At 32.8% G+C, this 16,598-nt stretch carries 15 protein-coding genes; 7 read left to right on the top strand and 8 right to left on the bottom strand.

Going from position 1 to position 16,598, the window contains the following annotated elements; all coding sequences use genetic code 11:
- The first annotated feature begins 111 nt into the window (after positions 1 to 111).
- Genes ACKTTV_RS08730 through ACKTTV_RS08720 form a run of 3 tightly spaced genes read left to right on the top strand, consistent with a single transcriptional unit; the run spans position 112 to position 5,279 of the window.
- Positions 112 to 2,214 (top strand): cohesin domain-containing protein, encoded by a 2,103-nt coding sequence (locus tag ACKTTV_RS08730; protein WP_408030454.1) that lies wholly within the window; start codon positions 112 to 114, stop codon positions 2,212 to 2,214.
- Between the two features lie 44 nt (positions 2,215 to 2,258).
- Positions 2,259 to 4,661: a carboxypeptidase regulatory-like domain-containing protein gene (locus ACKTTV_RS08725; protein WP_408030453.1), complete on the top strand. Its 2,403-nt coding sequence runs from the start codon at positions 2,259 to 2,261 to the stop codon at positions 4,659 to 4,661.
- A gap of 24 nt (positions 4,662 to 4,685) precedes the next feature.
- Entirely contained in the window at positions 4,686 to 5,279 is a 594-nt protein-coding gene (locus ACKTTV_RS08720; RefSeq protein WP_408030452.1) for an N-acetylmuramoyl-L-alanine amidase, read from the top strand.
- 132 nt (positions 5,280 to 5,411) lie between these two features.
- On the opposite strand, the gene ACKTTV_RS08715 is transcribed toward ACKTTV_RS08720, so the two are convergent.
- The 4 genes from ACKTTV_RS08715 to ACKTTV_RS08700 form a co-directional block, all read right to left on the bottom strand.
- The gene (locus ACKTTV_RS08715) at positions 5,412 to 6,080 is read right to left on the bottom strand and encodes an energy transducer TonB (protein ID WP_408030451.1); all 669 of its coding nucleotides are present in this window, start codon (positions 6,078 to 6,080) and stop codon (positions 5,412 to 5,414) included.
- 180 nt (positions 6,081 to 6,260) lie between these two features.
- Positions 6,261 to 7,190 (bottom strand): peptidylprolyl isomerase, encoded by a 930-nt coding sequence (locus tag ACKTTV_RS08710; protein ID WP_408030450.1) that lies wholly within the window; start codon positions 7,188 to 7,190, stop codon positions 6,261 to 6,263.
- 25 nt (positions 7,191 to 7,215) lie between these two features.
- Positions 7,216 to 8,781 (bottom strand): hypothetical protein, encoded by a 1,566-nt coding sequence (locus ACKTTV_RS08705; RefSeq protein ID WP_408030449.1) that lies wholly within the window; start codon positions 8,779 to 8,781, stop codon positions 7,216 to 7,218.
- 39 nt (positions 8,782 to 8,820) lie between these two features.
- Complete coding sequence (locus ACKTTV_RS08700; RefSeq protein WP_408030448.1) at positions 8,821 to 10,410, bottom strand: peptide chain release factor 3; 1,590 nt, start codon at positions 10,408 to 10,410, stop codon at positions 8,821 to 8,823.
- A 174-nt stretch (positions 10,411 to 10,584) separates the two neighbouring features.
- Here ACKTTV_RS08700 and idi point away from each other — a divergent pair, with 174 nt between their 5' ends.
- The 3 genes from idi to ACKTTV_RS08685 are packed head-to-tail and all read left to right on the top strand — an operon-like array spanning position 10,585 to position 12,521.
- Positions 10,585 to 11,106, top strand: a complete 522-nt coding sequence (gene idi, locus ACKTTV_RS08695) for an isopentenyl-diphosphate Delta-isomerase (protein WP_408030447.1) — start codon at positions 10,585 to 10,587, stop codon at positions 11,104 to 11,106.
- A gap of 3 nt (positions 11,107 to 11,109) precedes the next feature.
- Positions 11,110 to 11,526 (top strand): 6-pyruvoyl trahydropterin synthase family protein, encoded by a 417-nt coding sequence (locus ACKTTV_RS08690; protein ID WP_408030446.1) that lies wholly within the window; start codon positions 11,110 to 11,112, stop codon positions 11,524 to 11,526.
- A 17-nt stretch (positions 11,527 to 11,543) separates the two neighbouring features.
- Positions 11,544 to 12,521: a type I phosphomannose isomerase catalytic subunit gene (locus tag ACKTTV_RS08685; protein WP_408030445.1), complete on the top strand. Its 978-nt coding sequence runs from the start codon at positions 11,544 to 11,546 to the stop codon at positions 12,519 to 12,521.
- A gap of 18 nt (positions 12,522 to 12,539) precedes the next feature.
- On the opposite strand, the gene ACKTTV_RS08680 is transcribed toward ACKTTV_RS08685, so the two are convergent.
- The 4 genes from ACKTTV_RS08680 to ACKTTV_RS08665 form a co-directional block, all read right to left on the bottom strand.
- Positions 12,540 to 13,004, bottom strand: a complete 465-nt coding sequence (locus ACKTTV_RS08680) for a hypothetical protein (protein WP_408030444.1) — start codon at positions 13,002 to 13,004, stop codon at positions 12,540 to 12,542.
- A gap of 1 nt (position 13,005) precedes the next feature.
- Entirely contained in the window at positions 13,006 to 13,551 is a 546-nt protein-coding gene (locus ACKTTV_RS08675; protein WP_408030443.1) for a hypothetical protein, read from the bottom strand.
- Positions 13,552 to 13,581: 30 nt separating this feature from the next.
- Positions 13,582 to 14,127: an RNA polymerase sigma factor gene (locus ACKTTV_RS08670; protein ID WP_408030442.1), complete on the bottom strand. Its 546-nt coding sequence runs from the start codon at positions 14,125 to 14,127 to the stop codon at positions 13,582 to 13,584.
- A 64-nt stretch (positions 14,128 to 14,191) separates the two neighbouring features.
- On the bottom strand, positions 14,192 to 15,637 hold the full coding sequence (locus tag ACKTTV_RS08665; protein WP_408030441.1) for a TonB-dependent receptor: 1,446 nt from the start codon (positions 15,635 to 15,637) through the stop codon (positions 14,192 to 14,194).
- Between the two features lie 82 nt (positions 15,638 to 15,719).
- On the opposite strand from ACKTTV_RS08665, the gene ACKTTV_RS08660 reads away from it, so the two are divergent.
- Positions 15,720 to 16,505 carry an MBL fold metallo-hydrolase gene (locus ACKTTV_RS08660; protein ID WP_408030440.1) on the top strand — a complete coding sequence of 262 codons (786 nt, stop codon included), beginning with the start codon at positions 15,720 to 15,722 and terminating at the stop codon, positions 16,503 to 16,505.
- Positions 16,506 to 16,598: the final 93 nt, after the last annotated feature.

Below are 16,598 nucleotides of genomic sequence, written 5' to 3'. Positions count from 1 at the left end.
ATAACAGATAAGAATAAACTAATTCAAAGAATTGGGTACACCCCCTTGTGCCATGGCGGAAGCTGAAAAGCCATCAATAGAGTAAGTATTATAACCAAATTTTGTTGTAAAATGAAAAACAAATTACACAGAAAAATAACAATCTTGCTTTTAATAGCTTTTGGATTGTTGAGCGCTCGAACATCAGCTCAATTACATTTTAGTATTGAAAATGTTCCTACATCAACAGGGGAAATAGTCGAAATTCCTGTCAGTGTTAAAAATTTTAATGAAGTAGTGGGATTTCAGTTAGAAATACAAATACCTTCAGAAAAGATTGAGTTTGTTGAAATTTCTAGGATCAATTCTGAATTAATTGGATTCGAATCTAGGAACTACAATTACCATTCAAATGGAAAACTCAATGTTTTATGGGCCGATTTACAATTTCAAAACCATACAATATCGAATGATGATATTTTGTTTCACTTGAAAGTAAAGGTGTTGGCTCCTGATAGAGATATGTTTACCATTGATTTTAATGTAAGCAAGGCTGCTAATAAGCTGGGACAACCTATGGAAACGATAACTGATTCAGCCGAGATACAAGTGGGGGCTATTCAATTTTTAGTTGAAGATCAGGTAGTCGGTGTTGGAACAACATTTACTGTTCCCGTAAGAGCGAAAAATATGATTGATGTCGCTGGGTTTCAATTAAAAGTTGAGTTTCCAGGAGGGAATGCTGATTTTGTTTCAATTCAAGATATAAATCCTGCTTTAACAAGTTTTGGTTCACAGAGTTTTTATTCTCCTAGTGATGGAGTTGTAAATATTGTTTGGGATCACCCAGAATTGATAAATACGGCTATTGATAATGAGGAACTTTTGTTCAATTTGGTTTTGAAAGGAGATACTTCAGCAGCAGATTTTGATGTAAAAATACATCAGATATATGCTTTTGATAATCAACCAGAACTGATACCTTCAATAGAAAGTTCGGCTACTATCATGATTAAGGATTTTATTCAAGTAACAGGAAAGGTTACAAATGAAATTGGAGAAGGACTCCCATATACGGAGGTTACCTTATCAAATAATTTTAATAATGATCTGCAAACGACAGAAGCAAATGGAATTTTTGATTTTTCAGTTGTACCAGGTCAAAATTTTTTATTGACTCCTAATAAAGATGCAGAAACAATTGATGGAATTAATGTGGCTGATATCTTAGTTGTTAGAAAGCATTTACTCGGTAGAGAGTTATTGCCTTCACCCTATAAAATAATTGCGGCAGATACGGACAATAATGAAATCTTAAATGTAGGAGATATTATTGTGTTAAGGAGATTGATTCTGGGTACTTTAAATAGCTTATATAAAGATTGGTGCTTTGTTCCAAAAAATTATGTATTTCCTAATAATCAAAACCCATTTGAGAATGTATATCCACAAAGTATCTCTTATCCAGAATTAACAGCAAATCAATTAGATCAAGATTTTATTGCGATTAAAATAGGTGATGTAAACGACGATCATGATGTTAACGTTCGAGAAAGACAAATGGACACACAATTACTTATGGAAAGCCAAAATGTGTCTAAAGGAGAAGTAATAAGAATACCAGTTAATGTAGAAGATTCTTATATCGATATTGCTGGTTGGCAAGGAACTATAGAGTTTGATCCAGAAGCGCTTTCGTTTGTAAGAGTAGATCAGGGAGAAATAGAGGTTACGGAAGCTCATTTTAATACGGAACTAACTTTACAAGGAAAAATCCCCTTTGCATACGATCAAAAAGAATCTCAAGGAGAATCTATTAACAATGGAGCAAGCTTATTTTATTTGGTGTTTGAAGTAATCGGAGAATCAGGAGATAGTAGTAAGGTTTCTTTTTCTAGTAGCAAGGTACCAATGATGACTTTTTCTTCTCAACTTAACAAGTCTGAGTTAAGTGTTAAAGAAGCAAATATTGTAATTAATCCAGAAAACCTTCACTTAAGTGTTTACCCAAACCCAGGAAGAAACTTTAATATTAAGCTACATAATACCAAGGCTGAAATGTTAACTATGAAAATAACTAATGTTTCAGGAAGTATTATACATGAGGAAACAAGAAGAGTTTCAAGAGGAGGGAATAACATTCATTATGATGCAAAATTACTTTCACCGGGAGTATATTTTATAGAATGCATCTTGGAAAACCAGAAAGTGATCAAAAAAATAATTGTCAATTAATCGTTTAGTTATAAAAGTTAACTACTCAATAAAAAATATAGAAAATGAAGAAAAAACTTTTGTTTTTAATTGTATTCGTATGTTGTATAGGGATGCATAATTTAAAAGCTCAGTACACGGAATGGGGCTTTAGTATGACGAGTGGAAACTCTAATGTTTACGGTCTGGATTCAGATACAAATGGTAACATTTATACGACGGGACATTATTATTCAGGAATTGTTTTGGGTGCTAACCATTCTGGTTCTGGGGTTTATTTGGCAAAATATGATAAAGATGGTAATCCAATATGGTCTAGTGTTGCAGGTAATGGAAATTCAAGAGGGTTGGCAATAGCAACGGATCAACAAGGAAATAGTTTTGTTGGAGGGTACTTTCAAACGAGTATTACTTTTGGAACAGGAGGAACTTCACAAACATTAAATACCAGACAGTATTATCGAGCTGGTTTTATCGCCAAATTCGATTCGAGTGGTAATTTTGTTTGGGCGCAGAAACTTGGAGGAGATGGGAATTATGAAGAAATAAATGAAGTAGTCGTAGATCAAACAGGAAATTTATACGTTGCTGGAGTCGTTGGAGATGTTGCTTACCTAGCAAAACATCAAGGTTCTAATGGACAAGTGATATGGTCAAGGAATGATGTTGAGTTTACTGACATAAGTACAGATGGAACTCATGTTTATGCCGTAGGAACTTTTTATGGCACTATGGAGCTTGATGGTGAAAGTATTGTGTCCGAATCTGGTTCATCTAATATTTTTTACACTAAATTATCAGGAGGTTCAGGGCAAGTTACCTTTTTGAAAAAAGCGCAAATAAGAACGTCTAATAAAGTCAGGTTAGCAAATGACGGGCAAGGGAATGGCTATATAACGGGATATAGTTTTTATGATGATTCAGTATTCGCAGGGACTCCAATTGCAGTTACTAATAGTAATGATAATATTTTCGTAGCAAAATTTGACAATTCAGGTTCTGAAATATGGTTTAAACAAGCTAATGGTTTGGGGAATCCACCTCCTTTTGTTGCCGATATTGTGGCTGATAATCATGGGGTTTATACGACAGGGTATTTTCATACAAAACTTACTTTCGATGGAGGAGCTGAGGTAACAGGAAAGAATACTGTTGTAAAATTATTTAAATCCTTTTTGACGAAATATACTACCACGGGAAATTTGTCTTGGGTTAAAGCTTCTAGTGGTATAAGCGGCGATTACCCCTTTAGAGTAACTACAAACGGTAAAGGAAAGGTTACAATTGCAGGAAGAACACAAGGAAGGGCCTCATTTGAGTGTGTCGATTTGCGGTCTTCTGCTTTATGGGGATTCAATGTTCGTTATCATGATGCATCGCATCCATTGGCTGGAAGTATTCCAGTTGGGGCAGGACAAAAACCATTACCAGCAAATCCAATAACGGGAAACCAAAACATTTGTGCAGGTGAAAATGGTGTAACGTATACTACAGCTCCAATACCCAATGTGAGTTCTTATAAGTGGACCTTACCTACAGGAGCTACCATTGTTTCTGGAAATAATACAAATACAATTACCGTAAATTTCTCTCAGAATGCAATGAGCGGTACTATTGAGGTTGCGGGAGTAAATCAGTATTGTGAGTCGACTCCAGCTACTTTAAATGTAAATATACGAAAGAAACCAAGAGGAAATGCTTTAATATCTGGGCCTCTGCAGGTCACTCCGGGTCAAACTCAAGTAAATTATACATTGCAATCACTAAGTGATGCTACTTCATATCAATGGGTACTACCTCAAGGAGTAACTCCTTCGAATGGAACAACAACTACTACCAGTAATAGCATCAGTTTAAATTTTCCGAGTTCTTCTGGTACTGGAGTTATCAGTGTAAAGGGAGTGAATAACTGTGGGGGAAGTGATGTGTTTAGCCTTCAAGTTGTATACTCGGCTTTTACTGTGAAAGGGAAAGTAATCAGTGAAAATAACAATGCGATTGAGGGAGTAACAGTGCTTTTGACCTCGACATCGAGTAATACAAATCAACAAACAAATAATACAGGCACTTATGAGTTTAACGGACTGCAAGAAGGAAATTACAGTTTAGTTCCAGAGAAAAATAATGCAACGAGTTCATGTTTGGAATTCTTCGATTATATTGCTCTAATTAATTACACCAATGGAGGGAACAATTTGAATTCTCCGTATAAAATAATTGCAGCCGATGTAGATCAGTCAGATACTATTGATGGAGCAGATGTGAATCTATTATTTCAGGCTTTAAATGGTATTACTAGTTTGTCGAAGAAATGGCGATTTGTACCAGCTGATTATAGTTTTCCAAATCTCAATAATCCGTTTGGGCAAGTGTTTCCAGAAAAGATAGAATTCAATCCTTTAAACCAAGATCAGTTGAATCAAAATTTTATTGGAATTATGATAGGAGATCTTAATGATTGTAACTAATTGTAAATACTATAAAGGATAATTATGTTGGTACTTTTAGATAACGGTCATGGAGGATTGATTAATGGTGAATATCAAACAAAAGGAAAGTATAAAGACTGGGGAGATAACTTAGTTTTTTATGAGGGAGAGTTTAATCGAGCAATTGTCAATGGTATTATTGAGCAATTAACTCATTTAAACATTTCATATGTGAATATAGCACCGGAGTATAGAGACGTTTCTTTAGGAACAAGAGTGAAAAGAGCAAATAGCTATGTTTCTCAAAGTAGTTTTTACCTTAGTATACATAGTAATGCAGGAAAAGGGGAGGGAAGCGAAATATTTACATCTCCTGGGAATACAAGAAGTGATAAAATAGCGACAGTATTTGGAGAAGAATATATTAATGAGTTTCCTGAAAGAAAGTTCAGATCTGATTTTAGTGATGGCGATATGGACAAAGAGGCTCACTTTTACGTGCTTACAAGAACGAAAATGCCTGCAATATTAACAGAGAACTTTTTCATGGATAATTTTGAAGAATTTTCTTCAATTTTAAATACTAGAAGAGGTAGAGATAAAATAGTAAACTATCATGTAAAGGCAATTCAACGTGTAAAAAAGGAATTGTTTTAACTATTATTGATAATTAAAGAATACTCTAAAGCGAAGAAAAGTCAATATGATCAACGAAATTGAATCATATTGACTTTCTGCATTAAAGTATGGTGGTTTAGTTTGTTTTAATTTATACTTTTAGTTAGGTTTTTAGTCCAGAGTTAGGTTTATAGGAAATACATAAGTAACATTAACAGGTAAACCATTAACCTTACCTGGCGTAATCTGTGGTAATTTGTTAAGAATGCTTTCGACTTCCTTGTATAACTTTTGGCTCTTCTTAGAACTTCTAACCTCTAAGTTTTCAATATTACCATTAATGGTAATATCAAACTTGATAATAACTTTACCAGAAATTTCGTCTTCAGCAATATTTTCTGCTATAAAGTTATTTGCAAAGTGATTCTGAATTTTATTTTTAAAACACTTGGTATTTTCTTTTTTTCCTTTATCTGTGCATGATGAGAATAAAGGAACTTCATCAACCAAATTGAAAAGTATCGTATTTGATTTTAGTTTGTTTGATTTAAAAGACTTGCTTGTCGTAATGGTTGTTTTTAAGTCATTTTTAAGACTTAGATTGGAATTGACATTGCTTGGATTTGTTTTAAACCTATTGTTTATCCTTTTTCTTGAAATAGGTTTGTTTTTAATTATTCTTCGAGAAGTTTTTTTCTTTGTTTTTTCTTCCACTCCGCATTTACTAAGTGAAATGCTATTCGGATCGATAATTTCTTCTTTTTGGGAATCACAAACTTTTTGTGCGTATGAAGTTAGAGTTAGAAAGAAAAGTGCTGCGGTTAAAGTGATTGTTTTCATGTTTTTTTGGGGTTAAAAACTACACTGCAAAAATGTCGTATTTCTTTCTTTTCGTTCTTAAAATAATATCATAACTCTATTAAATAAAGTTGTCTTTAATGTTATGAATATTATCTAAAAGTTAACAGAATAAGGTAAAAAAAAAGCCCCTTTAAGGGGCTTTTTTACTAATGTTTTGATTTACTTAACGTTGACTAACTCAACATCAAAAATAAGAGTTGCATTTGGTGGAATAACTCCTCCAGCACCGTTAGCACCATACGCTAAGTTTGATGGAATTACTAACCTAGCTTTATCTCCAACTTGTAATAATTGGATTCCTTCATCCCATCCTGGAATAACTTGCCCTACTCCGATTGCAAAATCAATAGGTTGCTTTCTTTTGTATGAAGAATCGAATACAGTACCGTCTAATAATTGACCTTTATAGTGTACAGAAACCATGGCTCCTTTAGAAGGTGTTTTACCATCACCTTTTTGTAAAACCTTATAACGTAAACCGCTTGGAGTTTCATCATATCCAGCAGCTACTTCGTCTAATATTTTCTTTTGACGTTCTTTTTCTTCAGCTTCTCTTTTTTCACGAGCACCTTCGAAAGTTCTGAAAGCCTCAACTGCATTCCAGTTTTGAGCATCATCACCAACACGAACGATTTCTACTTGCATTTCGTCATCTTGAGCAACAGCATCAACAACATCTTGTCCTTCAACAACACTTCCAAAAACGGTGTGCTTTCCGTCTAACCAAGGAGTCGCAACATGAGTAATGAAGAATTGAGAACCGTTAGTTCCTGGACCAGCGTTAGCCATAGATAATTTTCCTGGAGCATCATGCTTTAAGTCTGGGTGAATCTCATCATCAAATTTATATCCTGGATTTCCTGTTCCAGTTCCTAAAGGACATCCTCCTTGAATCATAAAATCAGGAATTACTCTATGGAATTTTAATCCACTATAATATGGAGTTCCTTGTGGCTTTGCAGAGTTTTCTAAATTACCTTCAGCTAAAGCAACAAAGTTACCTACTGTTCCTGGTGTTTTTTCATATTCTAAGTTTACTAAAATTTCCCCTTTAGGAGTAGTGAACTTTGCGTAAATTCCGTTATTCATCTGTTAGGTTTTTTTAATCTATTATTTATTTTGAAGAGGATAAACTAGCAAAATTGAAGTTTAGTCCTATATTTATGTTTGTTGAATTAACCTCACCAAAAGGAGTGTAAAATTTACCTCCTGAGGCAGTCAACGAAAAATTATTACTTACATTATAATTAATACCAGCAGTTGGTCTCACTACGATACCTTCTCCAGTATCTACACCAGCACCACCGGCTGCACCTCCTGCAACTTCAGCAAAGAGATTTACTTTATTATTTAAAAAGTTGTTCGTTTTAACTCCAAGACCTGCCAATCCGTGAGCGTATCCACCAGATCTTCCACTGTATGCGAAACCAGCTTCACCAAGTAAATACAAGTTTTTGGTTAAGTCATAATTGAATTGAAGTCCTAAAAGTTGCAAGTCCACACTTAAGATGTCATCTCTATCATCTGTTTTAGCAACATCTAAATATGATTGATTTTCAATACTGAAAACGATTCCTTTTGTTTTAAATACTGAATTATTATCGGTGTTTTCTGTACCTCCGTTTGTACCCAAGTATTTTATGCCAAAACCATAGGTATAAGCTTCTAAGTCTCCAGCGATGGCTCTGTAGTATCCAGCATGACCACTTAAAGCAATATGATTCGAAAGTTTTAAGTCGATTCCTGCGGAAGGATAAATCATTAACCCACCTTCAGGAGCAACGCGTCCTCCTGCGGCTCCTACACCTAATTTAGTAAACAGATTTACAGAATTTGATTTATATGGATGATATCCTGCTCCGAAAAATAAATCCATAAAACCAGCTCTTAAACCTTTGTATATAGCATCGGTATGTGCAAATACAAAAGTGTTTTCATTTAAATATTTCTGGTATTCAAAACCTAAAACATATAAAGTTTCTGTAAGTGGACTTCCATTGTCTTTTCTTGAATTACCAATCGGATTGAAGAAATCAAAGCGTAGTTGTTGCACATTTTTTACAGCAGGGCGTTTCCAAAAACTATCTTTTTGTAAGTTTTTATTGATGAATTCTTTATGAGCAGTATCGTAATCAGAAAACCTTAAAAGACTAGGGATTTCAACGAAGAACGAAACTGAGTTACTTTTCATTTCTCCAGAATAGAAGTTTACATGACTGTATTGAACTCCAAAAGAATACCCTTTTTTCTTGTATTGTAATCCAACATTCGGATTAATAAAACCACCGTCATTTACTAAATAACGATATCCGCCACCACCTCCAAAATGGAAATTAGCATCAAAGTATAGGTTTTTATAGAGTTGCTTGTTTACACCAAGTTCTATTCCTAATGTAAATAACCCACCTTGATCTCCAGTTACGGCAGCATACATTCCAGCACCTGTGTACAACCAATCGTTTAAAGGAATATTGTAATGTAATCCCATCATTCCCATAGTAGGTTTCAAGTTAGGAAACTTGTCATTAGGCATACTTACAGGAATAAAGTTTAAACGAACTTTATTATGCAATTCTTTTCCAGAAAGATTGTTTAAATCGTCTTGAGCATTTAATGAAGTCTGAATGCATAAAATTGCTCCAACAATTGCTATTAGGTGAGAATTTAAATATTTTTTCATGAGTCTTTTGTAGCTGTAAGTTTTCAAAATTGATTTTGATTACTCGAATTCACTGGTAAAATGAAGTTTTACTGTTGGATATTTGCTTTGAGTCATTTGAATTGTAAACGCTGAATCGGCTAAGAATACTAACTGTCCTTGCTTATCTTTCGCTAAATAACGTTGTTTAACTCTTTTAAACTCTTTGAACTCTTCGCTCTTTTCATCTTCGGCTTGTACCCAACATGCTTTATGAACCGATATGTTTTCGTAGGTACATTTTGCACCATATTCATGTTCTAGTCTATATTGAATCACTTCGTATTGAAGGGCTCCAACGGTACCAATAATCTTTCTACCATTCATTTCTAGTGTAAATAACTGGGCAACACCTTCATCCATTAATTGATCTAAACCTTTATACAATTGTTTAGCTTTTAAAGGATCAGCATTATTTACATAACGGAAGTGTTCAGGAGAGAAACTCGGAATTCCTTTGAAATTCATTTTTTCACCTTCAGTTAAGGTGTCTCCAATTTTAAAGTTTCCTGTATCATGTAATCCTACAATATCTCCAGGGAAAGATTCATCAACGATTTCTTTCTTTTCCGCGAAGAATGCATTCGGACTAGAAAACTTAACTTTTTTACCCAATCGAACATGTAGGTAAGGAGTATTTCTTTTAAAAGTTCCAGATACAATCTTAACAAAGGCTAAACGGTCTCTGTGTTTAGGATCCATATTAGCATGAATTTTAAAAACAAATCCACTTAATTTTTCCTCTTTAGAGTCAACCAAACGTGTATCAGATTGTTTAGGTTGAGGATTAGGAGCAATGTCAATAAAGCAATCAAGTAATTCTTTTACTCCAAAGTTATTTAATGCAGAACCAAAGAACACGGGTTGTTGATCACCAGCAACATAATCTTCCATACTGAAAGGAGGATATACTTCGTATACCAATTCTAATTCCTCACGTAAAGTATCAGCAGCTGTTTCGCCAATAATTTTATCTAATTCTGGAGAATCTACATTATCAAACTCAACACCTTCAGAAATAGTTTGTTTATTATCTCCAGAAAATATGTTTAATTTTTTATCCCATATATTATAGATACCCTTAAAATCATATCCCATTCCAATAGGGAAACTTAAAGGAGTAACTTTTAATCCAAGTTTTTGCTCTACTTCATCTAATAAATCAAAGGCATCTTTTCCTTCACGATCTAACTTATTGATAAAAACAATCATTGGAATTTTACGCATTCGACAAACTTCAACAAGTTTTTCAGTTTGTGCTTCAACCCCTTTTGCAACATCAATTACAACAATAACACTATCTACTGCCGTTAAGGTTCTAAAAGTATCTTCAGCAAAATCCTTGTGACCAGGAGTATCCAGAATATTTATCTTCTTGTCTTTGTATATAAAAGCTAAGACAGAGGTTGCTACAGAGATTCCTCTTTGACGTTCAATTTCCATGAAATCAGAGGTAGCTCCTTTTTTTATTTTATTGTTTTTTACAGCACCCGCTTCTTGAATAGCTCCACCAAAAAGAAGCAATTTTTCTGTTAAGGTTGTTTTACCAGCATCCGGGTGAGATATAATACCAAACGTTCGTCTTTTTTGTATTTCTTCTAAAAAACTCATCTATAAAATTTAAGGTTGCAAAGTTAGTCTTTTATAAGAGTTTTGACAATACCGAGTAATAAAATGTGGAAAAGGTTATAAGTGCTATGTATTTACTTAAATAAATATTAATTAGATGGTAAAATGAAGTTCTCTAAATTCTATTTTGTATGTTTGTTTTAGGAAAAACAACATATGAAGGAACAAGTAATTTTAGTGGATGAACAGGACAATCCTGTTGGTATGATGGAAAAAATAGAAGCACATGAAAAAGCCTTGTTACACAGAGCATTTTCAGTTTTTGTTTTTAATAAGAAAGGTGAATTAATGTTGCAACAAAGAGCAAAAGAAAAATACCATTCTCCTTTACTTTGGACTAATACATGCTGTTCTCATCAGCGCATGGGAGAAACCAATTTAGAAGCAGGTAAAAGAAGGCTTCAGGAAGAAATGGGGTTTAGTTGCGATTTAGAGGAAGTTTTTAGCTTTATTTATAAAGCTCCTTTTGATAATGGATTGACTGAACATGAACTCGATCATGTAATGGTGGGAAAGTATGAAGACGATCCGTTAATAAACAGAGAAGAGGTTGAGGCTTTTAAGTGGATGCCTTTAAATGAAGTTAAAGAAGATATAGATAACAAACCTGAGTTATATACTGAATGGTTTAAAATTATATTTAAAGAGTCTTACGAAAAAATTTCAAAATATATTTAAAGTATGCCGAGAGTAACGGTTCATAGAAAAGCACATTTTAACGCTGCACATCGTTTGCATAATCCGAATTGGTCAGATGAGCGTAATTTGGAAGTTTTTGGTAAATGTAACAATCAATACTATCATGGTCATAATTATGAATTGATAGTTTCATTGACTGGAGAAATTGACCCTGAAACTGGATATGTTTATGATTTAGGAAAATTGAAAGACTTGATAAAAACGGAGATTGAAGATGTATTTGATCATAAAAATATAAATATAGAAGTAGAAGAGTTCAAGAATATACCTGCTTCAACAGAATACATGTCCGTGGTTATCTATAATAAGTTAAGAAAAGTAATTGAAGAAAAGTTCGATTTAAAAATAACATTGTACGAAACACCTAGAAACTTCGTAACCTATTCTGGAGAAGAATAAGAAATAAATTATACCTCATGTCTATTAAACAAAACTTTATCAAATTTACCCCAATTTTAAAAGAAAAGATTTGGGGAGGAGAGAAATTAGTTTCACAATTAAATAAGGAATCAAAAAGTAATAATGTTGGAGAAAGTTGGGAGATTTCTGATGTGGAAGGAGACACTTCAATTGTAGCTAATGGTGAGTTGGTAGGAAAATCTTTAAAAGAGTTAATTGCTAACTACAAGGACGATTTAGTTGGGAAAAAAGTATACAAGCAATTTGGAGAAAAATTCCCTTTGCTTATTAAATATATTGACGCAAAAGAGGCTTTAAGTATCCAGTTACACCCTCATGATGATTTGGCGAAAGAAAGACACAATTCGTTTGGTAAAACGGAAATGTGGTATGTTATGCAGGCCGATGAAAAGGCGAATTTAATAGTTGGTTTTAAGGAAGACTCGAACAAAACTGAATATTTAGAGCATTTAGAAAACAAGTCGCTATTAGATATTTTAAATGTTGATGAAGTATCTAAAGGAGATGTATATTTTATTCCTACAGGTAGAATTCATGCCATTGGAGCAGGGGTTATGTTAGCAGAAATCCAACAAACATCAGATATAACTTACCGTATTTATGACTGGGATCGCCAAGATAGTCAAGGTAATTATAGAGAACTTCACACAGAACAAGCACTAGATGCTATTGATTATGTGGCTCAAGAAAAATATTATACGGATTATAATAAGTCTGTTAATCAGTCTTCTGAGATCGTTTCATGTCCATACTTCACTACCAATGTATTGCCAGTAAATGGAAATGTATCAGTTACCAATCAGGAAGATAGTTTTAAAATATTTATGTGTGTTGACGGAGAGGTTACTTTTTCAAGTAATGGTCAATCAGAAATATTAAAATACGGAGAAACATTATTGGTTCCTGCCAATGTAAAGGAATTTACGATTATTTCTGAAAATAATTCAGAAGTGTTAGAGGTTTATATTCCTTAATATTTAAAGCTTGTTCAATTAGTGTTTGTACTTTTTAGAACCTCTTAGTTTTCTTAAAAGTTTCCTGTTGAATTCATGTTCAGCAACTTCTAATTTTAAAATTTTCCTATAAGATAAGAACTTAGATACCTTATTAAAAAATGAGGATTTAAGTTCATTTCTTTTTGTTTCAACATCTGTTATACGACCAAGTATTTCTTTAGCTTGGTCTTCAGTTAGTTTGTCAATACCTCCAAGTTTGTCAATTCGTTTTTTAATTTTATAACGTTCTTCTCTATGAAGTTTCATCATTTGATCATTATATTCATTATAAATTGGCCAAAATTTTTCCGCTTCTTGAGAAGTAAAATTTAATTTTTCCGTTATATGCGCAACTTTATAAGCACGAATTTTTTTATGACGATCGTGCTTATGTCCATCTTGAGCATTTAAGAGTGAACTCAAAAAAACAAAAGTGAAAAGCAGTAGTAGGTGTTTTTTCATCTTATTGAATTTCATTTATTATTGTGTTTTCTTCTAAATTGTCTAAGTAATCTTCCATATTTTCATAATCGAGTACGATAGAATCAAAAGTTTCAATTTCAAAATTGATATCGGTCTCGTCAAGAGCAACAATTAATTCATCTCCAGAAGTATCTATATAACCATTTTCATACAAGTTTTCAATTTCTGAAGAAGATATTGAGTTGAAGTCAATAGCACCTGTAGTTTTTGTGTACATATACCCAGCGAAAATTAATACTGCTGCTGCCGCAGCCGTAGGTACAAGTTGAACTAATCTTTTGTATAAAGGAATAACCTTTTGTTTAGAGGTATCCTCACCCTTGATTTTTTCAAACAGCGTTTCTTCCAAAGAATCAAAATATGAATCTGGCGCTTTAAAAGGCGTTTGATTGGATAAATTAACGCTCTTTTGATTCAATACCTTAGCATCAAAATCATTAAGATAATTTTCAGGAACAGCAAAACCATTTTCTTTTTTGGTTTTCTTGTCAAGAAAATCGATGCTATTTTTTAAATCATTGTTCATAACTATAAGACTACACGTTTATCAAAAGGTTTAATTTATATTTTTTATATAGGTTTCTATCTTTTTAACAGCATGATGATAAGATGCCTTTAAACTACCAATACTAACATTAAGTATTTCAGAAATGTCATTGTATTTCATTTCATCAAAATACTTCATATTAAAAACTAGCTGTTGTTGTTGAGGAAGTGTAGCTATTGCCTTTTGTAAAATAAGCTGAATCTCGTCACCATCAAACCAATAATCACTGCTTAAATTAGAAGTGATTTGTTGTTGATAATCAGTAATATCAAGGTTTTGTGCTTTTGCTTTTTTACTAACAAAACTGATAGCTTCGTTCGTTGCAATTCTATACAACCAAGAGTATAACTTGCTATTTCCTTTAAAAGAGTCAATATTTTTATATACTTTAATAAAAGTATTTTGCAATACGTCATCGGCATCATCATGAAGATAAACTATCTTTCGAATATGCCAATAAAGACGTTCTTTATATTGATTCACTAAAGTTTTAAATGCAAGCTCTTTGGATGAGGCATCTTGTAACTGATGAATGAATAGTACTTCGTCTGTCAACTAGTTTAAATTTAGTTGTTAGACTATAAAAGTATTAAAAGGTTTAAGGTAAACAAGAAAAAAATTAACGATTTCTTCTGTTGGAGAAACCAAATAAACGTTTTTCTTTAATGGTTTCAGATACTCCTTTTGGAAGCATTTCTTCCCATCCTTCTTCGTTGTTCTTAATTTTTGAAAGTACAGTTCTTGAGAAAATATGCAGAACTTCAGGATCGAAATTCTTTAAATCAACAAGACGTCCATTTTGTTTAAAAAACTTATACAGATCTTTCATTCTAGGGTGTACCTTTAAGTTCTCACTAGTTAAGTACTCTCCAGTATCTTGTTCTTTATAAGGGTATAAGTATATTTTTAGATCTCTATAGAATAACTTTCCAAAAGCTTCAAGAATACCACCACTTAATCCACGGTAATACTTTTCATCAAAAATTTGAATGAGATTATTAACCCCCATTGCTAAAGCCATACGTTCACGAGTAAACTCACTGAAATATTCTACAAGTTTGAAGTATTCTTGGTAGTTGGTAATCATTACGTTTTGCCCTAAAGAACAGAGTAATTCTGCTCTATCAAGAAAATCACGTTCATTAATTTCTCCTTCAGCTTTAAGGTTACTTAAGGTAATTTCAAAAATCATCTGAGTACGCTCAGGATTAACTTTGCGTTCTTTTAAAAATAATTCTTTAGATTTTTCAAACATGTCCATATTTACCTTCGTAACAGGTCTGAAACTACCTCTAAGTGCTAAAATGTTTCTTTTGTAAAGTACTTGTGCTGGTAACAAATTGTTTCCATCAGGACCAAACATTACAGCATTGGTCATACCATTTTTAACAAGTTGTAAACTCATTAAACGATTGTCTACATAGGTAAAGCGTGGTCCAGAGAAATTAATCATATCAATTTCTAAACGATCTTTATCAATATTATCGTAGAAAGACTTTAATAACTCTTTTGGGTTGTCATTCAAATAAAAGGCACCATAAATAAGATTTACCCCAAGAACACCTAAGGTTTCTTGTTGTAACCTAGCGTCAGTTTCTTTAAAACGTAAGTGAAGAATAATTTCGTTATAATCTTCTAAAGGGTCTAGTTGAAAACGAATTCCAACCCAACCGTGTCCTTTAAACTTTTTAGTAAAGTTAATTGTAGCCACGGTATTTGCGTAACTAAAAAATAATTTGTCTGGATGTTTTTGACGGTCTAAACGATCTTCAATTAAGATCATTTCATGTTTCAACATCTTTTTTAATCTAGCTTCAGTTACATATCTTCCGTCTTTTTCAATTCCGTAGATAGCATCTGAAAAGTCTTTATCATAAGCACTCATGGCTTTCGCAATAGTACCAGAAGCACCACCAGCCCTAAAGAAATTTCGAACAGTTTCTTGACCCGCACCTATTTCGGCAAAAGTACCGTAAATGTGTTGGTTTAGATTAATTTTTAAAGCTTTCGATTTTACCGTTGGTACCGTATTGATCTTTTGATCTCCTTTTAACGTAATTGCCATTTTATTTGTTTTTGTTACGCGCAACAAATGTACTGAAAATAGCAGCTATCAGTCAATTTTTATTGTATTTTTGTTATAACAAATGAGCAAAATTAAACAGTTAAAAGTAACTTTTCTTGGTACGGGCACTTCTACAGGAGTACCTATGATTACAAGTACCCATCCAGTGGCATTTTCTAATGATCCTAAAGATAAAAGACTTAGGTCTTCTATTATGATTTCTTGGGATGAAACTACCTATATTATTGATAGTGGACCTGATTTTCGTCAACAAATGATTCGTGAAAATGTTCAATCAATTAATGGAATTTTATTTACACATGAACATTCAGACCATATCGCTGGTTTTGATGATATACGTCCTTATAGTTTTAGAATGGGAGAGGTTCCGATTTACTTAACAAATAGAGTTCTAAGAGCATTGGAAAAGCGTTATGACTACATTTTTGCTACAGAAAATAGATATCCTAGTGCAGCCAAAGTGAAATCACATATTATTTCTAAGGATAGTATTTTAGATTTCGAAGGAGTAAAGGTTATTCCTGTAGAGGTAATGCATGGAAATTTACCAGTATTAGGGTTTCGTTTTAACAATATTGCTTATTTAACAGATATTAAAACAATTACACCTGAAGAGAAAGAGAAGTTAAAGAATCTTGATACTCTAATTGTAACAGGTTTAAGAAAGGAAGTTCATTCAACACATTTTAATATTGAGGAAGCGCTAGAGTTTATTGAAAGCCTTAATCCGAAAAAGGCTTATTTAACACATATTAGCGAGTTACTTGGTTTTCATGAAGAGGTGGAAAAAGAACTTCCTAAAAATGTTTTTTTAGCATATGACGGTTTAAGTTTTACAAGTGAGTGATTTTATGATAGTTTTTTCTAATTTTAATATAGAATAATATGACTTTAATAAGGCTTTAAAACTAAATAAGATTAATACATTTATATCTGAAAA

The organism is Tenacibaculum xiamenense (genome assembly GCF_964513065.1).
Lineage (GTDB): Bacteria > Bacteroidota > Bacteroidia > Flavobacteriales > Flavobacteriaceae > Polaribacter > Polaribacter xiamenense.
The sequence above is the reverse complement of the archived record's forward strand: the minus strand, read 5'-3'. Positions and strand labels throughout refer to the sequence as shown.